The sequence below is a fragment of the Pseudomonas sp. PDNC002 genome, from assembly GCF_016919445.1.
Classification (GTDB): Bacteria; Pseudomonadota; Gammaproteobacteria; order Pseudomonadales; family Pseudomonadaceae; genus Pseudomonas.
Genome location: NZ_CP070356.1, coordinates 4495374 through 4521331, shown reverse-complemented (window position 1 = coordinate 4521331; position 25958 = coordinate 4495374). Strand labels below are relative to the sequence as shown.

Here is a 25958-nt window from a genome sequence, read left to right as displayed (position 1 = left end):
GCGGGCCGGGCGTTAGAAGGCGGCGTCATCCATGGTCAGGGCGCTGTCGCTGCCATCGACGATACTCTGTGCCAATCCGGGGGCGCGGGTCAGGAAATGCCCGGCGTAGAACTGCGCCGTGTGCAGCTTGGCGCGATAGAAGGAGGCGTCTCCCCGTCGCTCCGCCAGGCACCGCTGAGCGACCTGCGCCGAGCGCGCCAACTGCCAACCGCCGGTGACGATGCCAAACAATTCCAGCAGCGGCACCGAGCCCAGGGCGACCTGGCGCGGCTGTTCCGCGTAATGCTGGACAACGAACTGGACGGCGTCATCCAGTGCGTTGATCGCCGAGAACAACCGGTGACGGATGGCCGCCAGCTGCGGGTCGTCGTCCGGTATTGCCAGCTGGAGCGCGCGCATGTGGGCGATCAGTGCACTGGCGGCGGTGCCTTTGTCGCGGGCGATCTTGCGGCCGATCAGGTCGCTGGCCTGGATACCCGTGGTGCCTTCGTAGATCGGCGTGATCCGAGCGTCGCGCAGGTGCTGGGCAGCGCCGGTTTCCTCGATGAAGCCCATGCCGCCGTGGACCTGCACGCCGAGGGAGGCGATATCGACGGCGTTCTCGGTGCAGCAGCCCTTGATCACCGGGATCATCAGGTCGACGAAAGCCTGGCGTTCCTGGCGCACCGCCTCATCGGGGTGCCCTTGGGCAACGTCGGTGGCCAGCGCGACTTCGCAGGCCAGGGCACGCATCGCCTCGATCCGCGAGCGCATGGACATCAGCAGGCGGCGCACGTCAGGGTGGCGAATGATCGCGGCCTTCTCCCGGCTGGACGCACCGATCTCGCTGCCCTGGACGCGCAAACGTGCATAGGCCACGGCACGCTGGTAGGCGCGCTCGGCCAGGCCGATGCCTTCGATGCCCACCGAGAAGCGCGCGGCGTTCATCATGATGAACATGTACTCCAGGCCCCGGTTCTCTTCGCCCACCAGCCAGCCGGTGGCGCCACCCTGGTCGCCGAAGGCCAGCACGGCGGTGGGGCTGCCGTGTATGCCGAGCTTGTGCTCGATGGAAACGCAGCGCACGTCGTTGCGCTCGCCCAGGTTGCCGTCGGCATCCAGCAGAACCTTGGGCACCACGAACAGCGAGATGCCTTTCACCCCTTCCGGCGCGCCGGGGACGCGGGCCAGGACGAGATGGACGATGTTGTCGGTGAGGTCGTGCTCGCCATAGGTAATGAATATCTTCTGGCCGAATACCCGGTAGCTTCCGTCGCCCTGTGGTTCAGCGCGGGTGCGTACGGCGGCGAGATCGGAACCTGCCTGTGGCTCGGTGAGATTCATGGTGCCAGTCCATTCACCGCTGACCAGTTTCGGCAGCCAGGTCTGCTTGAGCGCCGCCGAGCCGCGTAGCTCGATGGCCTCGATGGCGCCGCGGGTCAACATGGGGCACAGGCCGAAGGCGACGTTGGCGGCGTTCCACATCTCCTCGACCAGGGTGGAAACCAGTCGCGGTGCGCCCTGGCCGCCGAAGTCAGGCGGGCAGGAGAGGGCGTTCCAGCCATTGGCGGCGAACTGTTCGTAGGCCTCCTGCCAGCCCTCGGCGGTGCGCACATCGCCGTCTTTCCAGCGTGCGCCCTGGCGGTCACCGATGACGTTCAGCGGCGCCAGCACGCCTTGGGCGAAGCGCGCGGCTTCATTGAGGATCGCGTCCACCAGTTCGCCACTCATCTCTTCCTGCCCGGGCAGTTGGTGCAGTGCATCGAGCAGTTGCAGTTCGCGGAGGATGAACTGCATGTCGCGCAACGGGGCGAGGTAATCACTCATGGGGAACTCCTGTTCGAGGGATTTGGCGCGGAAGGATTGAGCGAAGTGGCAAGGCGCCGTTCCCTGGTGCGGAAAACGAACGCCTCTGATCGTTCTGACCGGCGTTATACGCCGAAGGTGCCCGTATTTGACGATTCGATTTCCAGCGGCATCTTCAGCTCGCCCACTGCCTGGCACGGAGGATGCCGTCGAGGGTGCGACTGATCGCGGTGCAATTGCGCACCATCTCCATGCGCTCCCAGGTGGCCTGTTCGCCTTCGCGTATCAGTTGCCGCAGCTCGCCCAGCGGCATCGGCGCGAGAAGCTTGATCGGGTTGTGCCAGCGCTTGCCCAGGAAGATGTTGATGTCGGCGATGTAGTCCTGCACCAGCACGCTGTAGCTCAGGTGCTGCCAGCGCGCCAAGGTGGGATTGCGGATGCGCAGGTGGTCGCGACCCAGGCGCAGCAGGTGCGTAGCTACCCCTTTGCTGAGTTTGATCTGCTGATTGAACGCACTCTGCAGCAGGCTGTGCCGCGCGTTCGGGTTCGGGGTGAAGAGCAGGGCGGCCGGGTTGGTCATGCTGGAGATGAAGTGGTTGACCCGGTACAGGCGCCCGAGCCGCTTGGCCGGCAGGTCATCGAGGAAGGAGCCGTCGATCCACTGCTGCTCCGGCAGGTAAGGCACCTGCTGTCCGGCGGCGTTCTTCGCCTGCAGGGTGACGGGCGGATAGATCCCGGCGATGGCGCAGGAAGCCATGACCGCCGAGCGTACCAGTACCGTGGGCGCGGTGATGGCATTGAGCAGGCGCGGCGCCTGGCGCGGCTCCAGCCCGGTGACCGTGATGTTCAGGTGTCGGCCACTGACCTTGTAGGCCTCGGCAAAGGTGAGGTCGGGAATCAGTCGCTCGAGGTAGGCCGCCAGGTCGCCGGCCTCCAGCGCCGGCCGGGTCCGCACCCGGCGTTGGCGCGGGGAACCTTCAGGCTGCATCAGGAGGATTTCCGGTTGCAGTTGATCCAGCAGAGTGGCATCGCTGTGCGTGCAGGCGATGGAGGCGAGGATCGAACCGGCGCTGGAACCGGAGATGATGTCCGGCAGCAGGCCTTCCTCGAACAGGGCCTTGAGCACCCCGGCGTGAAAGTAGCCGAGCACCGCGCCGCCACTGAGCATCAGCGCCGAACGGCCGAAGCATTGGCTGGCACGGACGAAGAAGTCCTTGCGCTCTTCCAGCGGGATGATCGAGTCGTCGAGCCCGTCGATGGTCTTCAGGGCGAGACAGACTTCCTCGATGTAGTGGTGGATCAGGTACTTGGTGCCGAGGTTGGCGTGACCATACAGCGCCGCCCTGCCCATCCCCGCGAGGTTACCGTGGATGCCCTCGTTGAGGGCGAACATCAGGTTGGCGAAGGAGCCGGCGTTGCGCATGCCGCGCAGGCGTTCGTAGCGCTGGCGCACGGTGCGGTAGTCGTATTCGGTGGATACCTCGTTGCTGCGCCAATCGTCCATGCCGGTCGCCCGGTCCAGGGCAGCGGCATGTTCGGCCCACTCCTGGTAGGAATGGGCGTGATCCATCTTGCCCATCAACTGGTTGGATGGCGACTTTTGCCAGAGCATGATGATTTTCCTGTTCGCTAGGGGAGAGTGTCGGCGGGGGTGGTTCATCCCTGTCTGCCAGCCCGCCGACGGATGCCATCATTCGCCGCCGGTAGGGGCGGCGGCAGGGCGTTTGCCACGCGGCGCGGGGGTTGGCTTGGGGCCGGCTTCAATGGCCGACGCCTTCTGTTTTTCGCGTGCCAGCGCCAGGTACTCCTCGGTCGACTCCTGCAGGCACTCCATGTACACGTCCATGTCCGGCAGGGCCTGTCGATCGGCCAGCACGCCGAGGATGATCTGTCCGTACAGGCTGGTGATGCCGTGGCTCAGGCCCATGCCGTCGAATACCGGGACGATGGGGTAGGTGGAGAGGATCTCGGCGCCGGCGAAGTATTTCTTTTCCACGCCATTGGTCGGCCCCGGCACATTGGTGATCAGGGTGTTCTGCAGGTGCAGCTTGCTGACGTAGCGGATCTGGTTCTGCAGCCAGCCGCCGAGCATGCGCATCGGCGCCGGCAGCATCTCGCCCATGGACGTGATCAGCTCGTGCATGACTTCCTTGGCCAGCGGGGCGCCGCGCTGGGTCCGCTCGGTGATGGCCTGCAGGCGCAATTGCGGGTCGCTCATGTCGGTGCCCATGCCGATCAGCATCATGGAAATCAGGTTGCCCATGTCGCGTTGCGCGCTTTCGGGACGCATGGCGACCGGGCACAGCGCTACGAGGGACTGCTCCACCGGCAGCGCCTCGCGACGCAGCAGGTAGCGACGCAGGCCACCCGCGATGATGGCGATGATCACATCGTTGAGCGTGGAGCCTTCGGCGCAGCGGCGGATCGCCTTGAGGTCGCCCAGCGGCCAGCGCGTCGCACCGTAGGATCGATGCGGGGATACCTGGGCATTGAAGATGGTCGTGGGTACACGGTTCTGGTCGGGGCTGGCGTCGCCACGCAACTGGCCGAGCAGTTGCACGCTCTTGCGCGCCACGCTGAATCCGGCCCTGGCGCTGCGGTAGGACTGGCCGAGCAGGCGCGGCATGGTCTTGGCCCACATCTGCGCGCGGGTGGGCATGCGGTCGCTCACCGGTTGCCGATAGGTGTTCTCGTCGAACTCGATCTGGTCATCCATCAGCAGGGTGGTGATCTCCACGCCGGACTTGCCATCGACGTAGGCGTGATGGAAGCGCAGCAGCAGCGCGAAGCTACCGGCGGGAACGCCCTCGACGTTGTTCAGACCTTCGATGATGGTGATTTCCCAGGGCGCCCGCTCCATGTCCAGGGTGCGCGACATCGCCCGCGCGGTGAAGATGCACAACTGGCGCCAGTCGCCGGGTTGCGGCAGACCGACGTGGCGGATGTGGAATTCCAGGTCGAAGTTCTTGTCCTCCAGCCAGTACGGATCGTCCAGGCGGAAGGGGGCGTGCTGCAGGCGCCGGCGGAACAGTGAGGTGCTGCTCAGGCGGCTGTTGATGTAGCGAATGATGTCCTTGTGACGGACCAATCCGTTGGGCGCAGTGCTCTGGTCGCAGATCCACAGACCGCCGATGACCATCGGCTGATGGGGCGCATCGGAGTAGAAGAACTGTGCATCCATGGGGGTGAGTTGCTTCATGGTGTCTGTCCTTGCGTGGCGGTCGGGTCAGGGAGTGACGATGTTGAACTGCGGTGGGAAGCTGTCGATCATGCCGAGCAGTCCGCCGAGAATCTTGCTGTCGCCTTCGAGCTTGATGGCGCCCTGCTTGATCGCGGTGGGGAAGTCCAGCTGACGCAGGCTGATCTGGTCCAGGGTCGCCTTGGCGAGGCGGATCGTCACGTTCGCATCGGGGTTCGTTTCGTTGTCACGGTGCGTGAGCACGCCATTGCGAATGGTTACCGCATAGGACTTTCCGAGGTCCGTGAACTCCCAGTTCATGACCATGTCGTGTCCCTGTGCCTTGTCGGAGTCCAGGCGGATCGCCATGAAGTCGAAGAACTGGCTGGGGTCCATGCTCCTCACTACGTCGGCCTTGGTCGCCGCGGCATCGTAGGTAGGCACGCCGTGGCGCAGTTCCATGGCGCCCGTCAGGTAGATATTGCGCCAGAGGGCGTTCTCGGACTGGTAGCCCATCTGCTCCAGTGCGTCGGCCTGGAGTGCCTTGGCCTGCTGATTCTGCGGCTGAGCGAAGACCAGGTGGTTACCCAGCGTCGCTGCCCAGCGGTAATCGCCCTTGTCCATGGCAGCGTGAATCAGTTTCTCGACGGCCTCCGCGCCACCCAGTGCCTCGACGTAACGGGTTGCGGCGTCCTCCGGGGTGAGCGGATTGAGGTTGGCCGGGTTGCCGTCGTAGTAGCCCAGGTAGCGCTGGTAGACGGCGCGCGAGTTGTGGCTGAGGGAGCCGTAGTACCCGCGGGTGTACCACTTCTGGTCTAGATCGCCCGGCAGCTTGTCCATCTTCTGCGCGATCTCGGTGGAGGTCAGGCCCTGGTTCATCAGGTGCAGCGTGCGGTCGTTGAGGAAGGCGTACATGTCACGCTGGTCGGCGAGCAGGGTGCGGATGCGATCGCCGCCCCAGGTCGGCCAGTTGTGCGAGACGAACATCACGTCGGTCTTGTCGCCATAGCGTTCCAGGCTGGCATCGAGGTACTGCGACCAGGCCTTGGCATCGCGCACCAGGGCGCCACGCGGCGTGAGGATGTTGTGCATCATCTGCGTGCTGTTTTCCGACATGCACAGGGCGCGCAGCTGCGGGAAGTAGAAGTTCATCTCCGCCGGCGCTTCGGTGCCGGGAGTGAGCTGGAACTCGATGTCGATGCCCGCGACCGTATGCGTCTCGTATTCGTTCTTGATCAGGTCGGTCGGCTCGATCAGCGTGAGCGTGCCGCCGGAAGGCAGCACCTTGCCCATGCCTACATCCACCTGGCCACGCTCCCCGCGCGGCAGGAAGGTGCCGAACTGGTACTGCGAGCGACGGCTCATGGCATTGCCGGCGAAGATGTTCTCGCTGATGGCGTGCTCCATGAAGCCCGATGGCGCGAAGATCTTCACCTTCCCGCTCTTCACGTCGGCTTCGTCGATGACGCCGCGCACACCGCCGAAATGGTCGCCATGGCTATGGCTGAAAGCCACGGCGACGATGGGCTTCTTCGGCCGGTGCTGGTAGTAGAGGTCGAGGGCGGCGCGGGCGGTTTCGGTGTAGGTCAGCGGGTCGATGACGAAGAGCCCGTCCTTGCCCTCGACGATGGTCATGTTCGACACGTCCATGCCGCGCAGCTGGTAGATGTGCTCGGCGACCTGGAACAGACCTGCATGGTGGTTGAGCTGCGCCACGCGCCAAAGGCTGGGGTTGACGGTGTCGGGCACCTTGTCGGCGTCGAGGAAGGCGTAGCTGTCGGCGTCCCAGACGACCTTGCCGGCAGCGTTCTTGATCTGTCCCTTGAACGGAGCGATCAGCCCGCGCGTGACGGATTCGAAATCCGTGCGGTCGGTGAACGGCAGCGTCTTGAGGACTGCCGCGTTCTTGGCGGCGGTGATCGCACTGGCCGGTTGATCGGCGAGTGGCTCGTCGGCGCGCAGCGGCTGGCTCAACGAGGCCGCGACCGACGCGGCGAGGAAGACGTGAGGCAGGTTTCCGAGGGACAGCTTCATGCGAAACTCCATGTTCTTGTTATTGGGGAGTGCGCGGTCGCGGCGCCGATGGCCCCCGCGACCGTTGCAGCCGTGCTATTGCAGGTTGCCCGCCACGGCGACGGTCTGGGCGGTGATGTAGTTCGATTCCGGGGAGCAGAACAGGTACACGGCATCGGCCGCTTCCTGCACGGTGCCGGGCCGGCCCAGCGGGTTGCGCTGGGCGAACGACTTCGCTGCTTCGGGGCTGATGCCGACGCGGATGTCGCGACCCTCGATGCTCACCGTGGCACCGGCGTGGGCGTCGGCGCGGGTCATGCGGGTCTCGATGAAGCCGAAGGCCACCGCGTTGACATTCACCTTGAAGCGCCCCCACTCGCGGGCGAGCGCGCGGGTCATGCCGGCGACACCAGCCTTGGCGCCGCTGTAGTTGATCTGTCCGGCATTGCCGTTCAGCGCCGAAACCGAGGAAATGTTCACCACCTTGCGGAACACTTCGCGACCGGCCTCGGCATCGGCCTGAGCCTGGGCCTTGATGATCGGGTAGGCGGCGCGGAAGATGCGGAAGGGCGCGGTCATGTGGCAGTCGAGAATCGCGTACCACTGCTCGTCGCTCATCTTCTGGACCACGTCGTCCCAGGTGTAGCCAGCGTTGTTGACGATGATGTCGATGGCCTTGAAGCTGTCCATCGCGGTGCGGATGTAGCGCTCGGCGAAGTCCGGGGCGCTGACGTTGCCGTGGCAGATCGCCGCCTGGCCGCCGAGGTCGCGGATCATCGCGGCGGTTTCCTGCGCCGGTTCCAGATCCAGGTCATTGATCACGATGCGCGCGCCTTCACCGGCCAGCTTCAGGGCGATCGCCTGGCCGATGCCACGGCCGGAACCGGTGACCAGCGCCACCTTGCCGTCGAGTTTTGCCATGTTCTTGCTCCTCACTGCAGGGCGACGATGGCGTCGCCGACGATCTTGGTTTCGCCGTATTGGTTGGTGGTCTGGATTTCCAGCTTTACGCGCTGTTCGCCTTCGGCCTCGAATTTCTCCACCACCTTGCCGCTGCAGGTGATCTGGTGACCGAGGTGGGTGATGCCAGCAAAGCGCACGCCGAAGCCGCGTAGCTGGCGCTGGTCGACCCACTGGGTGAGCAGCCGGCCGAGGTAGGCCATGGACAGCATGCCGTGGGCGAACACGTCGACCATGCCCGCCTTGCGCGCATAGTCGATGTCGATGTGGATCGGGTTGTGATCGCCGGAGGCGCCGGCGAACAGCGCCAGGGTGGTGCGATTGACCGGTGGCAAGGCCAGTGGCGGCAGGCTGTCGCCGACCTGGACGGAAGCGAAGTTGATTGTGCTCATCGAGGTTCTCCGGTTCAGCCGTTGCGATGGACGAGGGTGGTGCGCAGGGTCGCCACGTGTTCGCCGCGCTGGTTGGTCACCGTCGATTCGCGCACCACGAAACTCAGTGCGCCGCCTTTCTTGTCGTAGATGTCGGTGATCCGCACGTCGTAGCGCAGCGTGTCGCCGGCATAGGTCATGCGTTGGTAAGTGAAGGATTCTTCGCCGTGGAGGATGCGCGAAGAGACGATGCCCAACTCGTCGCGCCAGGCCTGGTTCGGCATCTGGAACGCCAGCGAGAAGAGGAAGGTGGGCGGCAACGGCAGGCCAGGGTGGCCGGCATCGCGTGCGGCCTGCTCATCGAAATAGATCGGATTGGTCTCGCCGATGGTCTTGGCGAAGAACCGCAACTGGCCAGCCTCGGCGGTGGCGCTGAATGACGGCAGGACCTTGCCGATATGCTTCTTGTCGATCATCTGCAATGCTCCCGGCGTCAGTTCTTCTGGTAGACGGTGACCACGCCGGCACCGCCGAGGCCGAGGTTGTGCTGCACCGCGATGCGGGCATTCGCCACCTGGCGATCACCGGCGCTGCCGCGCAACTGATGGGTCAGCTCATAGCACTGGGCCAGGCCGGTGGCGCCCAGCGGGTGACCCTTGGAGAGCAGGCCACCGGACGGGTTGACCACCCACTTGCCGCCGTAGGTGTTGTCGCCGTCGGCGACCAGTTTGGCGCCTTCGCCTTCGGCGCAGAGACCGAGACCCTCGTAGGTCAGCAGCTCGTTCTGGGCGAAGCAGTCGTGCAGTTCGATCACATCGATGTCGTTCACCCCGATTCCGGCCATTTCAAAGGCCTGGCGGGCGGCGAGACGGGTCACCTCGAAGCCGACCACGCGGATCATGTCGTGCGGCTCGAACGATGCCGGGACGTCGGTGGTCATGGACTGGCCGGCGATCAGCACGTCCGTGCGCAACCCATGCTTCTTCGCGAAGGCTTCGGAGACCACGATGGCCGCTGCCGCGCCGCAGGTCGGCGGGCAGGCCATCAGACGGGTCAGCACGCCAGGCCAGAGCACCACGTCATTCATTACCTGCTCGGTGGTGACCACGTTGCGGAACACTGCCAGCGGATTGCGTGCGGCGTGGCGGCTGGCCTTGGCGCGAATGGCGGCGAAGGTTTCCAGCTTGGTGCCGTACTTCTGCATGTGCGCGCGGCCGGCGCCGGCGAACTGGCGAATGGCGTTGCTCGGTACGTCCACACCGGTCACCAGCTGGTCGACGATGGCGTTGGCGCGCTCCAGTGCCGGCGGGCGATCCGGCCAGGCGGATTTCAGTGCGCCAGGATTCATCTGTTCGAAGCCGACCGCCAGGGCGCAGTCGACCGCGCCGCTCTGCACGGCCTGGCGCGCCAGGAACAGCGCGGAGGAACCGGTGGCGCAGTTGTTGTTGACGTTGAATACCGGGATACCGGTGAGGCCGGCGTGGTACACGGCCTTCTGTCCGCAGCAGGAATCGCCGTAGACGTAGCCGGCGTAGGCCTGCTGCACCAGGCGATAGTCGATGCCCGCATCGCTCAGCGCCTGCCGGATGGCATGGTCCGCCATCACGTCATAGAAGTCGCTGGTGCCGGGCTTCTTGAACTGGATCATGCCGACACCGGCAACGAATGCTTTCTGGCTCATGTGCTGGTCCTCGAGGGTGGGTTCAGAGCTTGCGGGAGATGAGTTCGCGCATGACTTCGCTGGTGCCGCCGTAGATGCGGTTGACGCGCATGTCGACGAAGGCGCGGGCCACGGGGTACTCGAGCATGTAGCCGTAGCCGCCGTGCAGCTGGACCATTTCGTCCAGCGCCTTGCCCAGGGTTTCGGTCGCGAACAGCTTGGCGATCGCCGCTTCTTCCAGGGTCAGGCGGCGGCGCATGTGTTCGCTCAGGTAGTGGTCGATCATCAGGCGCACGGCGGTGGCCTGCGCCTTGATGTCGGCGAGCTTGAAGCGGGTGTTCTGGAAGTCCCAGACGGTCTGGCCGAACGCCTTGCGGCTCTTCACGTACTCCAGGGTGTGCTCGAGCACCACTTCCAGGCGCGCGGCGGCGGAGACGGCGATGGAGAAGCGTTCCTGGGGCAGCTCACCCATCAGGTAGGAGAAACCCTTGCCTTCTTCGCCCAGGCGATTGCCAACGGGCACGCGCACGTTGTCGAAGAACAGCTCGGCGGTGTCCTGGGCGTGCTGGCCGACCTTGTCCAGCTTGCGGCCACGCTGGAAACCGGGGCGGTCGGTCTCGACCGCGATCAGGCTGATGCCCTTGGCGCCCGCGTTCGGATCGGTCTTGCAGACGACGATCACCAGGTCGGCGGACAGGCCGTTGCTGATGAAGGTCTTGCTGCCGTTGATCACATAGTCGTCGCCGTCGCGCACGGCGGTGGCGCGCACCGCTTTCAGGTCGCTGCCGGTACCCGGCTCGGTCATGGCGATGGCGAGGATCAGTTCGCCGGAGCAGGCGCCGGGCAGCCAGCGCTGCTTCTGCTCCTCGCTGCCGCAGCGGGCGATGTAGGGGGCGATGATGTCCGAGTGCATGCCCATGCCGTTTCCGGACAGGCCGGCGCGGTTGAACTCCTCGTTGTACACCGCGCTGTGGCCGAAATCGCCGCCGCCGCCGCCGTACTCGACGGGCAGGGTGATCCCCAGCAGGCCTTCGCGACCGGCCTTGAGCCAGGTCTCGCGGTCCCACTGGCCGGCCTGGTTCCAGGCCTCCTGGCGAGGAACGCATTCGCGTTCGAAGAAGCGTCGCACCGTAGTGCGGAAGATTTCGTGGTCGTCGCGGAAGACGCTGCGTTCGATGTGCACGGAGGGCTCCTGATGCCAGCCGGCGGCGCCGGTATTGGTTGTCGTGTCGCGCTGCCGCGCGAGTGCTCAGGTGTCTACGTTAGGGGCGGGCCTGAGCCGGCTACTCCACCCGGGCTGGGTGGCGCCAGGCTCAGCCGCGGTCCCAGTCGTAGCGCGATGGTTTGCCGCCCAGGAAGGCGGATACCGCCTCGCCGTGGTAGGGCGCGGTAGCGGCTACGCCCTGGGCCAGGCCTTCCATTTCAGCCATGGCGTTCCAGTCGGATTCGAAGCTCTGGTTGAGCAATCGCTTGCTCATGGCGATGGCGTCGCGGGGAGCGGAGAGGAATCGCTGTGCCATGCGCTGCGCGTTGGCTGCCAATTCCTCCGGTGCGTGGATCGAATGAACGATGCCCAGCTCGCTGGCTTCCTCGACGCCTACGCGTCGGGCACTGAACAGCAGTTCCTTGGCCTTCTGCATGCCAACTACCCGCGGCAGGGTGTAAAGGGCTCCCGAGTCCGGCACGAGGCCGAGCTTGGCGAAAGGCATGCAGAACGAGGCGCGGTTGGAGGCGAGGATGAAATCCGCCAGCAGGGCGATGGCGAAGCCGGCGCCATAGGCGGGCCCGTCGACCGCGGCGATCACCGGGATTTCCAGTGAGCGCAGGCGCTGGAGCGAAGCATGCAAGCGGCGGATGCGCAGCCGCATCGCATTGGCGGAGTTCACTTCCGGATCGGTGCTGGTCTGGCGCTCTTTGAGTGATCGGATATCTCCGCCGGCGCAGAAGCTGCCGCCGGAGCCGGTAATGATCAGTGCGCGCAGGCTGCGATCGTTTTCCACCCGATCGAGCATGTCGGCATAGTCTTCACGGAGATCCAGTGACAGCGCGTTGCGGGCGGCACTGTTGAGGTGGGTGAAGGTGGCGACGTCGCCGGTGATGACCAGTCGAGACTCGCGCAGCTCAAACGATTCTGTGTTCATGGCGGACCCTGGGAGGCAAAGTCCAACCATGCTCGGCGGCGGGTAAATCAGCGGCGCCCCCCGGTGCGGGTGGCGCCGTCTATTCAGCGACTCGAGTTGTCTGCTGTTTCCGCATCGCGCAAGCGCGCCACGGCCTCGTCCCGGCTACCCACGCCGAGCTTGCTGTAGATGTGCCGCAGGTGCCATTTCACCGTTTCGTGGGACAGGCCCAGTGCGCGGGCAATCTTCTTGTTGGGCAGCGCCTGGGCGAGCAGGCGCAGCACCTCGAGTTCCCGCTCGCTGAGCGGCTCCATGCCAGCGCCGAGCTGAAGGCTGCCCACTGGTCGTGGCGCCGGTTCGGGGGCCTTGCGCTCGGCTGGTTCGCGGCGGGTTTGGCGCAGTCGCTCGACATAGAACGCCAGCAGTGGATCGAGCGGTTGATCGCGGGTCAGTGTCTCGATCAGTTCGAGGGCGTCCGGATGGGCATCGACCAGGCTGCGCAGTTGGCCGTAGCGCTGACCGACGCGCAACAGCGAGAGCACTTTTTTTTGGGCGGAATCGAGATGTCCGCGTTGGGCATCGAACACCGCGCTGAGCATCTTCAGGCGGGTCACCGCCAGTTGCCGGCCATCCTGTTCGCCCGCCTCGATCATTCGGTTCAGGCGCAACGTCGCGCTGTGCAGATCGCCATGGGCGGCGTCCCAGCGAACGTGGGCATTCTCGACGATGATGAAGATGTCCTTGCGATCGCTGGTGACGGCATCGGGATGGCGCGCCGCTATGCTGTCCAGTCGTGCCAGCTTGGTCTCGGCGGCGACCACCTCGCCCAGCAGCAGGTGCCAGTGCACCTGCCAGGCCAGAGCGTGGGCTTTCAACCGATCGAGCTTGTGTCGCCGCGCATATTCGCCCAGGTGTTCGAGGTAGGCGAAGGCCTCGCGGCGGTTGCCGGCCACCCAGTGTGCCTTGCCCAGCACTTCCAGGGCGCGAAGCACGGAGTCCGGAATGGAAATGCGCTCGAGCAGGTCGATCTGGGGCTCCAGCAGCTGCAAGGCGGCTTCGATCTCATTGCTTTCGTAGAGCGTGTCGCCAAGCAGGGCCGTGGCGAGGTGCAGCGCGTCGGCGCAGGAGCGGCCATGCCGCTGGGCTTCGTAGATGACCTCCCGGTAGATGCGCTCGGCCTGGCCGATCTGGCCTTCCATGGCCAGGCTCAGGCCTATCAGGCAACGACCTTGCAGGCTGCCGCCCGCGGTTCCGAGTAGAGGCGCGCCATTGATCAGCAGGGGCGGGCGCTCCAGTTGGATCCGGCGGGCGCGGTCGAATTCGCCGAGGTTCATATAGAGCCAGGACAGGATGTTCAGGCTGCCGCCGATCATCGCGGCATTGATGCCGGGCGGGGGTTCGAGCAGTTGCTGGATGACGCCCAGCGCTTCGTCGGTATTGTCGCGTTGTACGGCGAGCACCGCGCGTAGCATGGCGACGCGGAAGCATGAGTCATGATCGTCTGCGGGGATGTCGCGTTCCAGTTCGCCGATGCTGGCTTCGCAGGAGTCGAAATCCCGGGCGAAGACCTGCATGCGTGCCAGCAGCAGGCGCAGGCGAATGCTGGCGCGGACCTGCTCCCTGGGCAGCAGGCGCGCGAGTTCGATCAGGATGCGCAGATCGCCCTGGGCGTAGAGCGCTTCGAGATTTTCCTCGACCAGGTGCGCGGCCGCCAGGGCTTCGCCGCCGGCAACGGCATGGCGCACGGCGTCGACCAGCTGGCCCCGGTCGCGCAGCCAGCGCCAGGCGCGGCCATGAACGGCCCGCTGGTGCTCCTGGTCACAGCGGACGAACAGGCCCAGAAGCGTTTCCCGCAGCAGTGGATGCAGCCGATACCAGCTCTCCTGGTCATTGCTGTCGAGAGCGATCAGGAACAGGTTGTCCTGCTCCAACCGGGAGAGCAGCGCCATGGCGTCGGCGATCGCATCGGGGCGGTTGACGAGGGCGGCGCAGAGCGATGGGCAGAAACGGTTGCAGACGGCGGTATGTACCAGCAATTCGACGTCCTTCGTATCCAGGCGAGACAGGACGACGGACTCGAAGTAGTTGGCAAAGGCCTGGTGATCGCGCAGCGGCAATTGCGCTTCGCTGCTTCCCCCGGCGTCGGCCGGGGACGGTTTGCGATGGCTGGCGGCCAGCAATTGGAGGCCGGCGATCCAGCCATCGGTCAGGCTGTGAATCTGCCGGACTTCGTCAGCGGACAGCTCGCCCACCTGTTGCAGAAGGAATTGCCGGGTTTCGTCCAGGGTGAAGCCCAGATCGCGCAGGTCCAGTTCCAGCACCTGTTCCTGCATGCGCAGGCGGGCCAGTGACAGCGGGACGGCGCTGCGCGTTCCGAGCACCAGATGGAAGTTCGCCGGCGCGTATTCAAGCAGCCACTGCAGCGCCTGGTGGATGCCAACGTCGGTAAGGCTGTGGAGGTCGTCGAGTACGAGTACGACCTCGCGGTGGCTGCTGGCAATGCCCTGGACCAGGGTGAAGACGGTGCGCTCCACCGACTCGCTGTCGAGTCCGTGAGCCTCCATCAAGGAAGCTTCCTGCACCATTTGCGGATCGATCTGCGCCAGGCTGCCCAGGAGGTAGTCGATGAAGCGGCCCAGTTCGTTGTCCTCGGTGCTCAGGCTCAGCCAGGCAACCTCGAATCCCAGTGACAACAATTGCTGGCGGCACGCCAGCAGAACCGTGGTCTTGCCCCAGCCCGCGGGGCCCTTGATCACGGTGCAACGCAATCGTCGACCTTCGATCAGTCGCTGTACCAGGCGCTCGCGCAGCACCACGCGGCTACCGCTGCGTGGGGGAGACAGCTTGGAACGATCCAGGGCTGTGGTCAGGGCCGGCTCGATGGCGTCGAGCGAGGCATGGGCGATTGTTGTTGTTCTATGTGGTTTTTCCATGGCGCTTCCGAGGCAGTTCCAACTGCCCGCGATCTATTGCAGGGCAGCACGGGCGTTCCCCGGAGCATGCCGTACTTCCGACGTCCTTCACCAGTGCCGTGCGACACCTGATGTCCGGCTACGGCATTTGCCACCCAACGTGGGTGGCGGCCGCCATTGCCGGGCAATGTTCCATTGATGAAAAGCCGCAGTTGCGCGGTATCGCCAAGGCGCGTCGAGCGCCGGTCAGGAACGGGACGACGTCGATGGGTGTGCTGCGCGGTATTCGGGTTCTCGAGTTTGAAGCCATTGGTCCGGCGCCTTTCGCAACCATGCTGCTGGCCGACATGGGAGCGGACGTTATCCGTATCGATCGCCCGGTCGCGCATGCCGACCTTGGGCCGAAGATGGACAGCCCCCGGATCGACATCACCGGTCGTGGCCGTCGTTCCGTGACGCTCGATCTGAAACGTCCCGAGGCGGCGGCCGTCGCTCTTGATCTCATTGCCCATGCCGACGTGCTGATAGAAGGATTCCGCCCTGGCACGTTGGAGCGCCTCGGGCTGGGCCCTGCGCAGGCACTCGAACGCAACCCGAAGCTGGTATACGGCCGCATGACCGGCTGGGGCCAGCACGGTCCGCTGGCGCAGCGTGCCGGCCATGACATCAACTACATCGCACTCTCCGGCGTGCTTTCCGGTATCGGTCCGGTGGCGGGGCGCCCCGTGCCGCCACTGAACCTGGTCGGCGATTACGGTGGTGGCGGCATGCTGCTGGCGATGGGGGTGCTGGCCGCACTGGTCAATGTCCAGCGCGGTGGCGTGGGGCAGGTGGTGGATGCCGCCATGACGGAAGGCGCGGCGCAGCTGGGCTCGGTGATCTGGGGGCTTCTCGCCTCGGGAAACTGGAGCGAGGAGCGCGGCAGCAACCTGCTCGATGGCGGTGCTCCCTGGTACGACACCTATCGCACGCTGGACGGCGGCTACATGGCCATTGGCCCGGTGGAGTCGCGTTTCTACGCCGAACTGCTGGACAAGCTTGGACTCGACGCGGCGCAACTGCCGGAGCAGCACGATCGCAGCGGCTGGCCACGTCTTCGCGAGGCCTTCATCCGTGCCTTCATGCAGCGTACCCGCGACGAGTGGTGCGACATCTTTGCCGGCAGCGACGCCTGCGTGGCGCCGGTGCTTGGTTTCGCCGAGGCCGCACGCCACCCGCACGCAGAGGCGCGCGGTAGTTTCATGGAAATCAACGGCGTCGTGCAGCCAGCGCCGGCGCCGCGCTTTCTCGGCACCCCGAGTCCAGTTCCGCAACCAGCGCCCGCACGAGGGCAGGGTGGGCAATCCGCGCTGCGCGACTGGGGGCTGAGCGACGAGCTCATCGGCCGGCTGCGCCACGACGGCCTGGGCATGAGTGCCTGATCCCATAACAACGAAAATACCTAAGAGACAGCCATGTCCAATGCCTACATCATTTCTCCCGTGCGCACGCCCATTGGCCGCTTTGGTGGTTCCTTGGCCGCTGTGCCGGCGGCCAACCTGGCCGCACTGATTCTTCGGGAATGCCTGCAACGCAGTGGTGTCGACGACGCGTTGGTCGATGAGGTGATCGTCGCCCAGTCCTACCAGTCCAGCGAGGCTCCCTGCATGGGGCGCTATGCCGCTTCCCTGGCAGGCCTGCCTGACGAAGTGTCCGGCTACACGGTGGATCGCCGCTGCGGTTCCGGCTTGCAGGCGCTGATCGATGCGGCCATGCAGGTGCAGACCGGTGTGGCGGAGTGCCTGCTGGTGGCGGGTGTCGAAAGCATGAGCAACATCGAGTACTACAGCACCAGCATGCGCTGGGGCGCACGCCTGGGTGACGTGAAGCTGCATGATCGCCTGGATCGTGGTCGGGTGAATTCGCAGCCCATCAGCCGATATGGCGAGTGTCCGGGCGGAGCGGTGGAAACAGCGGAAAATCTGGTGCGCGACTACGGCATCAGCCGGGAGGCATGCGATGCCTGGGCGGTGGGAAGTCACCTGAAGGCAGCTTCCGCCTGGGCCAGAGGCTGCTTCGACAGTGAAGTGATGGCGGTCGAAGTACCGCAGCGCAAGGGCGAGCCACTCCTGTTCCGACGCGACGAAGGCATCCGTGAGGATGCCACCCTGGAAGCCATGGCCCGCCTGGCGCCAGTGCTCAAGGGCGGCACCGTGACAGCCGGCAGCGCCAGCCAGCAGAACGACGCAGCCGCTGGTTGCCTGGTGGTCTCCGAGCGTTTCGTCATCCAGCACGATCTTCGCCCCATGGCGAGGCTCGCTGGTTGGGCCTCCGCGGGTTGCCACCCGCTGCGCATGGGCATCGGACCGGTACCCGCGGTCGCCAAGCTGATGCAGCGCCTGAATCTGGACCTTTCCGACATGGACCTCATCGAGGTGAACGAAGCCTTCGCCGGCCAAGTGCTCGCTGTTCTGCGCGAGTGGGAGCTGGAAAGTGACCCGCGAGTGAACGTCAATGGCTCGGGTATTTCCCTCGGGCATCCCATCGGTGCCACCGGCTTGCGAATCATGACGTCGCTGCTCCACGAGATGCAGCGGCGCGATGCCCGGTACGGCCTGGAAACCATGTGCATCGGTGGCGGGCAAGGTCTTGCCGCCGTATTCGAGCGAGTCTGACCCTCGGGGAATCCCAATGAGCAACCAAACCGAAACGACGCCAGGTATCGCCGAACGCCCCTGGCGTGAAGTAGGCGGCCGCGTGGTGCTGCTGGCCAGCCGCCGGGCAGGCCATCCGGGTCTGCATTTTCCGCCGCTGCCGGAAACCTCACCGCTGCGCGACGGCAGCGAACTGGTGGAGCTCGATTCCCCAGTGCGTCTCTACAGCTACACCATCGTCCATTCCAGCCCGAAGGCCAACAAGCCGCCGCAGCCGCTGGGGCTGGCCGACTTCGATGAAGGGCTGCGGGTTTTCGCCCGCCTGGAGTATCCGGCGGATCGCCGTCCGCGTATCGGCGACATCCTCGTCCTGTGCCTGGTCCAGACCGACAACGGGCCTATCTATGCCTTCCGCCCGCAGGAGGGCGCATGAACAAGCCTGTCTACATTTCTGGCGTGTCGATGACCCCATTCGGACGCCACGCCGCGTCCATGCAGGACCTGACACAGCGAGCGGTGCTCGACGCCCTGGCTGACGCTGGCTGCGAACTGCACGAGCCACAAGCCTTCTACGCCTGCAACGTATTCGGAGGCATGGTTCTGGGCCAGGTTCTGCTGCGCGACCTCGGTCTCTCCGGCCTGCCGATCTACAACGTCGAGAACGCCTGCGCCAGCGGCGCCACCGGCGTGCACCTGGCGTGTCATGCGCTCCAGGCAGGCGTCTATGACACCGTGGTGGTATTCGGCGTCGAGAAGCTTACCGCGCTGGGCGGCGGGACCATCCCGCTGCAACGTAACGATTACATGACGGAACTGTACGCGCGCGCCGGCATGGCATTGCCGGCGATTTACGCGATGCGCGCTACCCGCTACCTGCACGAGTTCGGCGTGGGTGCCGACGTGCTGGGCGAAGTGGCGGTGAAGAACCGTCGTCACGGCGCGCTCAACCCCTATGCCCAGACGCGTACCGAGGTCTCCCTCGACGAGGTGATGAACTCGCGGATGGTCTTCGATCCGCTGACCTTGATGCAGTGCTGTCCCTCTGCGGTGGATGGCGCGGCGGCGCTGGTGTTGACCACCCGCAAGCCGAGCGAACCACGGGCCGTGAAGGTGCTCGCCTCGGTGATCCAGTCCGGCCGCGCCGAGGAACCGGACGATGACATTCTGTCCGCCGAGATCACTGCGCGTGCGGCCTCGCTGGCGTACCAGCAAGCGGCTGTCCGCCCGGCTGATATCAACGTCATCGAGCTGCACGACGCCTTCAGTATCGCCGAACTTATCTATTACAACGCCCTGGGCCTGTGTGGTCGTGGCGAGGCTCACGACCTGCTGAAGAGCGGCGCTACCCGCCTGGGCGGACGGACCGTGGTCAACCCGTCCGGCGGCCTGCTTGCCAAGGGGCATCCGCTGGGTGCCACCGGTGTCGCGCAGATGGTCGAGGCGGTCTGGCAACTGCAACACCGCGCCGGCGATCGACAGGTCGCCGGCGCCGAGCTGGCACTGACCCAATGCACGGGCGGTGGCATCGCTGGTGTCGATCACGCGGCGTCCGCCGTACACATCCTGGGCGTCTGAGGAGACCCACATGAGCAAGCCGTCCCCCATGAACAAGCAAGTTGCAATCGTCACCGGTGGCGCCCAGGGCATCGGCCTGGGATTGACTCGCGCGCTGTTGAATGCCGGTTATCGCGTGGCCATGTTCGATCTGAACGGCGAGGCCATGGACAAGCTGGTTGCCGAGGCGGGTGAGCACGCTGACAGCCTGATGGGCGTGAAGGTCGACGTGACCAACGCCGATCAGATAAGCGCCGCCGTCGCCCAGGTCGCCGGACGCTGGAAGACCCCGGACCTGTTGGTCAATAACGCCGGCCTGACCCGTGACAAGCGCCTGGTGAACATGAGCGAAAGCGACTGGGACCTGGTGCTGGACGTGAACCTGAAGTCGCAGTTCCTCTGCGCCAAGTGCGTGGCGCCGGGAATGATCGAGCAGGGCTTCGGGCGTATCGTCAACATCTCCTCCCGCGCGTGGCTCGGCGGTTTCGGTCAAGCCAACTATTCGGCGGCGAAAGGCGGGGTGATCAGCCTGACCCGGACCCTGGCGCTCGAACTGGCCAAGCATGGCATCACCGCCAATGCAATTGCGCCCGGTGCCATCGATACCCCCATTCTCGCCCCTCTGTCGGAAGAGCAGCGCGCGCGAATCATGTCCACCATCCCGGTGGGACGCATCGGTAAGCCGGAGGACATTGCCCACGCGGTGCTGATGTTCGCCGATCCGAAGGCGTCCTACATCACCGGGCAGACCTTGTATGTCTGTGGTGGTCGTTCCCTCTCAAGTCCGAGCGTCTGAGCCCATGGCCATCCAGTTCCAGATCGTTGGCCACGTCGCAGTCATCACCCTCGACGCGCCTGAGTCCATGAATGCGCTGACCATCGGCGACCTGCGTCATCTGCGCAAGGCGTTGAATACCTGCCAGGACGACGATCAGGTACGCGCTATCGTCCTGACCGGCGCGGGCGACAAGGCGTTCTGCACCGGCGCCAACCTCAAGGCGACGCTGCCGCCGTCCACCAGTTTCCCCAGTGGCGCCTTCAAGAGCCGCTCCGCGGAAGCGGAAGAGGGCGGCTACACACGGCTGATCGACCTGAGCGATCTGGAAATCTGGAAGCCGATGATCGCCGTCATCCATGGCTATTGCCTGGGCGGCGGCCTGGAACTGGCGCTGCAATGCGACCTGCGGATCGCCAGCGACGAAGCGAGCTTTGCCTTGCCCGAGGCGAAGGTGGCCAGCATCCCTGCAGTCGGCGGCGTGCAGTACCTGCTGCGTGCCATTCCGGCGGCCCATGCGATGAAGCTGGCACTGACCGGCGAGCGTATCGATGCCAACGAGGCGCGACGCATCGGTTTGATCAGCGACTGCGTCCCCCGTGAACAGTTGCTGCCGCTGGCCATGCAACTGGCGGAGCGCATAGCGGCGAACGGTCCGCTGGCGGTGCAGGCGATCAAGCGACTGGCCGTGGAGTCCAGCCATCTCGCGCCGCGCGACTTCGTCACCCAGGCCAACCTGCACTGGGGACTGCTGCGCGACAGCAAGGACCGTATCGAAGGCCGCAAGGCCTTCGCCGAAAAACGCCCGCCGAAATACACCGGCGCCTGAGAAGCCCGCCCATGAACTTCGCTCCCAACGAATCCCAGGAAATGATGATAGATGCGGCTCGGCGCATGGTCCGTGACCGCATCGACCCGGTGCTGGCCCGCCATCCGCTGGACAAGCCGCTGCCCAAGAGCGCCATGCTGCAGATCTACGCGGCGCTGGCCGAGTTGGGCGTTACCGCGCCCCGTCTGCCTCCGGAAGTCGGTGGCGGTGGCCTGAAGATGCTCGACTATGGGCTGATCCTCGAACAGCTGCCGGCCATCGTCGCACTGTCGCTGATCTCCCATGAGGGCACCGTGGCGCGTATCTACTCCGGTTGTCCGGCGGAGATTGCGGACCAGTACCTGCCGGACCTGATCGCCGGCCGCAAGATTGCCTGCACCGCCAACTCCGAGGTCAACGCCGGCTCCGACTCGAATGCCGTGAAGACCCGCATTCGCCTCGATGACACCCATGCCTACATCACCGGCCGCAAGATATGGATCACCAACGCGTCGGTCTGTGACGTCCTGAACGTCTCCTGCACCCTCGGCAACGACGAGCGTGGCCGGCCCATCGCCCAGCGTGCGCTGGTCGACCGCAGCCTCTCCCAGGTGGACGTCCGTGAGATCGCGGTCACCGGCCTGCAGCAAGGGCATCTGAGCGAGGTCGTGTTCGAAGAGACGCGCATCCCGCGCACCCATCTGATCGGCGAAGCCGGGGATGCGGCCAAGACCCTCACCGTTGGCTGGAACGGCAACCGTCCGCTGATCGGCCTGATGTGCGTGCACCTGGCGCAAAAGGCCTTCGAAATGTCAGTGGAATACGCCAAGGTCCGCGAGCAGTTCGGCAAACCGCTCGCCGCTCACCAGTTGGTGCAGCAGGACCTGGCGGATATCGAAACCCTGATCGTCACTTCGCGCCTGCTCTGCTACCAGGCGCTCGATGCCATGGACCGCGGGCAGCGCGCCAACGGTACATCCGCCATGGCCAAGCGCTACGCCACCCAGGCTTGCGAACGTGCACTCGGCCTCGCCATGCAGGTGCATGGCGGCATGGGCATCACCGAAGAACTGGGCATCGAGCGGATGTGGCGCGACGCGCGCATGTTCCAGGTGCCCGACGGCATGAACGGCATCCTGGCATTGATCCAGGGCCGCGAGATCACCGGTGTCAGCGCGTTCCGCTGAGGCCCGCACAACAAGAATTCGAAGGAGCAAACGATGAGTTCGCAGATGATGGAAGGCAAGGTTGCCATCGTTACCGGAGCTGGCCGTGGCATCGGCCGCGAGATGGCACTGCAAATGGCTGCGCAAGGTGCTCGCGTTGTCGTCAACGACGTCGGTGTCACTGTCACTGGCGCGGTCGATGATGAAGACCCTGGCCGTGAAGTGGTGGACGCCATCCGCGCCGCTGGCGGCGAGGCCGTGCTGAGCCGCGACAGCGTCTCCGAATGGGACAGTGCCCAGCGCATCGTCCAGTTGGCGATGGACAGCTTCGGTCGTATCGACGCCGTGGTGAACAATGCTGGCATCCTGCGCGACCGCATTTTCCACCAGATGACCCCGGAAGAGTTCGACTCGGTGATCAAGGTGCACCTGTACGGCAGTTTCTACATGAGTCGCGCGGCGATCACCCATTTCCGCGAGCAGAAGTCCGGCGCTTTCGTCCACATGACCTCAACCTCCGGCTTGATCGGCAACGTCGGCCAGGCCAACTATGCCGCCGCCAAGCTGGGGATCGCCGGGCTGTCCAAATCCATTGCCCTGGACGGGGCACGCTATGGCGTACGCTCCAACTGCATTGCACCGTTCGCCTGGAGCCGCATGGTCGGTTCCATTCCGGCGGAGGACCCTGCGCAGGCCGCGCGGGTGGAGAAGATCAAGTCGATGACGCCAGCGCCGATCGCCGCCATGGCGACCTTCCTCGCCAGCGACGCCGCCGCTAGCGTCAATGGGCAGATCTTCACCGTGCGCAAGAATGAAGTGTTCCTGATGAGCCAGCCGCGTCCGGTGCGTTCGCTGCACCGCGCCGAGGGCTGGACTGCGCAATCGCTAGCGGAACACCTGTTGCCGGCTTTCGCGCCGTCCTTCGTGCCGCTGGACGTATCGGCCAGCGTGTTTGGCTGGGATCCGGTGTAAGGAGAGCACCCATGGACTACACCGTACCTGACGAATGGGTTGCCTTTGGTGACGCGCTGATCCGCTTCATCGACCGCGAGGTGGCGCCGCTGGAAAAGGCGCATGCAGCGTTGCTGCACAACGAGCGCAAGCTGTACACGGAGGATGGCCGTTATGCGCCGGAGCTGATGGCCCTGCGTGCGACAGTGCGCGCACTGTCCGCCGAGGCGGGCTTCTACACCGCGCTGGGCGATGAGTCGCTGGGTGGCGGCGGGCTCGGTGCCCAGGCTGCCGTCTACATTCAGGAGCGCCTGAACCACTATGTCGGTCCGTCGCGCCATCTGATCCACACGGTGATCCTGCCGTCCCCCTTCACCAACGGCCTGACGCCGGTGCTCAGACACATGGAGCCGGCGGTGCTGGAGAAGTACCTGCCGGACATCGCCAGTGGCGCCAAGACCATGTGTTTCGGCCTCAGCGAGCCGGACGCCGGCTCCGATGTGTTCGCCATGCGCAGTCGCGCGGTACGTGACGGCGACCATTGGGTGATCAATGGCAGCAAGCAGTGGATCACCAACGCGCCTTATGCCGACTACGCGATGATCTTCGCGGTGACCGACGAGGAGAAGGCAAGGGCAGGGCGGGGCGGTATCAGCGGTTTCTTCCTGCCGACCGATACGCCGGGCTTCTCGGTGCCCAGCGTGATCCCGACCATGGGCCACCTGGGTGCCGACATCGGCATCATTGCGCTGGACGACGTGCGGGTGCCGGATAGCCATCGCCTGGGGCCGGTGGACAAGGGCCTGAGCGTGGCGCTGGACGGCGTCAACGCCGGTCGCCTGAGCATGGCTGCATCCTGCCTGGGCTTGGCGCGCTGGGCACTGGATCAGGCGCTGGAGTATTCGAAGGTTCGCAAGACCTTCGGCAAGCCCATCGCCGACCACCAGATGATCCAGGCGATGCTTGCCGAGTGCGCCATGGATATCTATTCGGTGAAGAGCATGGTGTCCCACTGTGCCTGGTTGATCGATCAGGGCAAGCCGGCCACGAAGGAGGTTTCCATCGTCAAGGCGTCCTCCACCGAGGCGCTCTGCCGGGTAATGGACCGCTGCATGCAGGTGCACGGCGGCATGGGGCTGACCAACGAGCTGCGCCTGGAAGAGGGCTTCCGTTTCGCCAGAACCATGCGCATTCCCGATGGCACCTCGGAAATCCAACGGCGCACCATCGCCAAACGTCTGCTGGACGGTGATACCGCCTTCTGAGGCGATAACAATTCCAACAGCGGGCAGATAGCCCGCGAGCGAGGAGACGCTTCATGGCCTATACGCATCCCCACCCGACGCCGCCCGATGTGATCGAGCGGCCGGGCAGTCCTCTGAGCGTCGATCCACGACATTCGGCTAACGTGCCGACGCGCCTGGTCCACGTTCCGCAGGAGAGCATCTTCGGCAACCTGGAAATCGCCGCGCGGCGCTACCCGGACAAGACCGCCATTCAGTTCTATGGCGCGGCCTACCGCTATGCCGATCTGCTGCGCGACGTGGAGCAGATGGCTGCATACCTGCAGCAGGTCTGTGGCGTCGAACGCGGCGATCGGGTGGTGGTGTTCAGCCAGAACTGCCCACAGTTCATCGCGGCCTATTTCGCCATCCTGCGCGCCGATGCGGTGCTGGTGCCGGCCAACGCCATGCTGCTGCTGGAGGAGATGGATCACATCGTCAGCGATAGTGGTGCAGTCGCCGCGTTCGTCGGCGAAGAGCTGCTCGACCAGATCGCGCCGTTACTGGGCAGGACTTCGCTGCGTCACGTCATCGCGCATACCTACGGCGACGCCCTGGGCAACGACGACGCGGGCCTGGACATCCCGGAGTGGCTGCGTATCCGCTCCTCCGCCACGTCGCTGCCCGTTGGATGCACACGCTGGAATGACGCGTTGGCCCAGCACCGCTCGCCCGCACCCCATCGAGCCGGCCCCGATGACCTGTGCATGTTGCCCTATACATCGGGCACCACCGGCAAACCCAAGGCGTGCGTGCACACCCATCGCACGGTCAGCACCTCCTTCGTCGGCGGTAGCCTGTGGCGGCCGACGAATTCGTCCTCGGTGTTCCTCGCCGTGGCGCCGCTGTTCCATCTGCTCGGCTTGCAGACCAACGTCAACGCGGCAATCTTCAACGGCGCCACCATCGTGCTGATGTCGCGCTGGGAGCGGGAGACCGCCGCCAAACTGATCGAGCGGCATGGCGTGACGTTCTGGGCGGCGTTGCCGACCATGCTGGTGGACTTCTTCGCCCAGCCCGGCATCGAGCAACGCGACCTGTCCAGCCTGAACATCATCACCGGTGGTGGCGCAGCGACACCGCAGCACATCAACGACCTGCTGAAGAACCGCTACGGGCTGGAGTACATCGAGGGTTACGGCCTGACCGAGACCGCCTCGTTCCTCTGCACCAATCCGTTGTACAAGCCCAAGCGCGGTTGCCTGGGGATTCCCACCTATGGCGTGGACCTGCGCCTGCTCGATCCGGAGACCCTGGAGCCGGTAGCGCAGGGCGAGGTCGGGGAGATCGTCGCCCACGCGGCGCAGATCATGCTCGGCTATTGGAACAATCCCAAGGCCAATGCCGAGACCTTCATCGTCATCGATGGCAAGCGCTTCCTGCGCACGGGCGACCTGGCCAGCATGGACGAGGACGGTTACCTGTTCATGCGCGACCGTCTCAAACGCATGATCAATGCCGCTGGGTTCAAGGTCTGGCCGGCGGAAATCGAGGCGATGCTGCATGGGCATCCAGCGGTGTCCGAGGCCTGCGTGATTGCCGCGCCGGACCCGCATCGCGGCGAAACCGTCAAGGCGGTGGTAACCCTCAAGCCTGGCTCGGTGCTCAGCGCCGAGGAGCTGCTCGCCTGGTGTCGCGAGCACATGGCTACGTACAAGGCGCCACGCCTGGCGCAGATCGTCGACAGCCTGCCAAAGAATGCCACCGGCAAGATTGCCTGGCGTGAGTTGCAGGAACAGGAGATGGCTCGACGCGCCTCCTGAGCGTCGGGCCCGATAACAACAATTCC

The 25958-nt window shown here is 65.2% G+C and carries 21 protein-coding genes; 10 read left to right on the top strand and 11 right to left on the bottom strand.

Going from position 1 to position 25958, the window contains the following annotated elements:
- Positions 1–12 precede the first annotated feature (12 nt).
- The 11 genes from JVX91_RS20400 to JVX91_RS20350 form a co-directional block, all read right to left on the bottom strand.
- Positions 13–1806: an acyl-CoA dehydrogenase gene (locus JVX91_RS20400; protein ID WP_205335975.1), complete on the bottom strand. Its 1794-nt coding sequence runs from the start codon at positions 1804–1806 to the stop codon at positions 13–15.
- Between the two features lie 154 nt (positions 1807–1960).
- Entirely contained in the window at positions 1961–3397 is a 1437-nt protein-coding gene (locus tag JVX91_RS20395) for a DUF3336 domain-containing protein (protein ID WP_205335974.1), read from the bottom strand.
- Between the two features lie 78 nt (positions 3398–3475).
- Positions 3476–4984 carry a wax ester/triacylglycerol synthase family O-acyltransferase gene (locus tag JVX91_RS20390; RefSeq protein WP_205335973.1) on the bottom strand — a complete coding sequence of 503 codons (1509 nt, stop codon included), beginning with the start codon at positions 4982–4984 and terminating at the stop codon, positions 3476–3478.
- A gap of 27 nt (positions 4985–5011) precedes the next feature.
- Positions 5012–6997 (bottom strand): alkyl sulfatase dimerization domain-containing protein, encoded by a 1986-nt coding sequence (locus tag JVX91_RS20385; RefSeq protein WP_205335972.1) that lies wholly within the window; start codon positions 6995–6997, stop codon positions 5012–5014.
- A 75-nt stretch (positions 6998–7072) separates the two neighbouring features.
- Positions 7073–7897 carry an SDR family NAD(P)-dependent oxidoreductase gene (locus tag JVX91_RS20380; protein ID WP_205335971.1) on the bottom strand — a complete coding sequence of 275 codons (825 nt, stop codon included), beginning with the start codon at positions 7895–7897 and terminating at the stop codon, positions 7073–7075.
- 11 nt (positions 7898–7908) lie between these two features.
- Positions 7909–8328 (bottom strand): MaoC family dehydratase, encoded by a 420-nt coding sequence (locus JVX91_RS20375; protein WP_205335970.1) that lies wholly within the window; start codon positions 8326–8328, stop codon positions 7909–7911.
- A gap of 14 nt (positions 8329–8342) precedes the next feature.
- Positions 8343–8783 carry a MaoC family dehydratase N-terminal domain-containing protein gene (locus JVX91_RS20370; RefSeq protein WP_205335969.1) on the bottom strand — a complete coding sequence of 147 codons (441 nt, stop codon included), beginning with the start codon at positions 8781–8783 and terminating at the stop codon, positions 8343–8345.
- Positions 8784–8800: 17 nt separating this feature from the next.
- Entirely contained in the window at positions 8801–9988 is a 1188-nt protein-coding gene (locus tag JVX91_RS20365) for a lipid-transfer protein (RefSeq protein WP_205335968.1), read from the bottom strand.
- Between the two features lie 22 nt (positions 9989–10010).
- Complete coding sequence (locus JVX91_RS20360; protein ID WP_205335967.1) at positions 10011–11150, bottom strand: acyl-CoA dehydrogenase family protein; 1140 nt, start codon at positions 11148–11150, stop codon at positions 10011–10013.
- 130 nt (positions 11151–11280) lie between these two features.
- Complete coding sequence (locus JVX91_RS20355) at positions 11281–12108, bottom strand: enoyl-CoA hydratase/isomerase family protein (protein ID WP_205335966.1); 828 nt, start codon at positions 12106–12108, stop codon at positions 11281–11283.
- Positions 12109–12191: 83 nt separating this feature from the next.
- Positions 12192–15020: a LuxR C-terminal-related transcriptional regulator gene (locus JVX91_RS20350; RefSeq protein WP_205335965.1), complete on the bottom strand. Its 2829-nt coding sequence runs from the start codon at positions 15018–15020 to the stop codon at positions 12192–12194.
- A gap of 245 nt (positions 15021–15265) precedes the next feature.
- Between JVX91_RS20350 and JVX91_RS20345 the strand changes: the two genes are divergently transcribed.
- Genes JVX91_RS20345 through JVX91_RS20300 form a run of 10 tightly spaced genes read left to right on the top strand, consistent with a single transcriptional unit; the run spans position 15266 to position 25932 of the window.
- Positions 15266–16420: a CaiB/BaiF CoA-transferase family protein gene (locus JVX91_RS20345; RefSeq protein WP_205340055.1), complete on the top strand. Its 1155-nt coding sequence runs from the start codon at positions 15266–15268 to the stop codon at positions 16418–16420.
- 33 nt (positions 16421–16453) lie between these two features.
- Positions 16454–17653 (top strand): acetyl-CoA C-acetyltransferase, encoded by a 1200-nt coding sequence (locus JVX91_RS20340; protein WP_205335964.1) that lies wholly within the window; start codon positions 16454–16456, stop codon positions 17651–17653.
- A 16-nt stretch (positions 17654–17669) separates the two neighbouring features.
- Positions 17670–18065: an OB-fold domain-containing protein gene (locus JVX91_RS20335; protein ID WP_205335963.1), complete on the top strand. Its 396-nt coding sequence runs from the start codon at positions 17670–17672 to the stop codon at positions 18063–18065.
- Complete coding sequence (locus JVX91_RS20330) at positions 18062–19207, top strand: thiolase family protein (RefSeq protein ID WP_205335962.1); 1146 nt, start codon at positions 18062–18064, stop codon at positions 19205–19207. The genes JVX91_RS20335 and JVX91_RS20330 overlap by 4 nt, the downstream gene beginning before the upstream one ends.
- Positions 19208–19217: 10 nt before the next feature.
- Entirely contained in the window at positions 19218–19982 is a 765-nt protein-coding gene (gene fabG / locus JVX91_RS20325; protein WP_205335961.1) for a 3-oxoacyl-ACP reductase FabG, read from the top strand.
- A 4-nt stretch (positions 19983–19986) separates the two neighbouring features.
- Positions 19987–20790: an enoyl-CoA hydratase-related protein gene (locus JVX91_RS20320; protein WP_205335960.1), complete on the top strand. Its 804-nt coding sequence runs from the start codon at positions 19987–19989 to the stop codon at positions 20788–20790.
- 11 nt (positions 20791–20801) lie between these two features.
- Positions 20802–21956 (top strand): acyl-CoA dehydrogenase family protein, encoded by a 1155-nt coding sequence (locus JVX91_RS20315; protein ID WP_205335959.1) that lies wholly within the window; start codon positions 20802–20804, stop codon positions 21954–21956.
- Positions 21957–21989: 33 nt separating this feature from the next.
- Positions 21990–22907, top strand: a complete 918-nt coding sequence (locus JVX91_RS20310; protein WP_205335958.1) for an SDR family NAD(P)-dependent oxidoreductase — start codon at positions 21990–21992, stop codon at positions 22905–22907.
- An 11-nt stretch (positions 22908–22918) separates the two neighbouring features.
- Positions 22919–24151 (top strand): acyl-CoA dehydrogenase, encoded by a 1233-nt coding sequence (locus JVX91_RS20305; RefSeq protein WP_205335957.1) that lies wholly within the window; start codon positions 22919–22921, stop codon positions 24149–24151.
- A gap of 53 nt (positions 24152–24204) precedes the next feature.
- The gene (locus JVX91_RS20300; protein WP_205335956.1) at positions 24205–25932 is read left to right on the top strand and encodes a long-chain fatty acid--CoA ligase; all 1728 of its coding nucleotides are present in this window, start codon (positions 24205–24207) and stop codon (positions 25930–25932) included.
- The last annotated feature ends 26 nt before the right edge of the window (positions 25933–25958 follow it).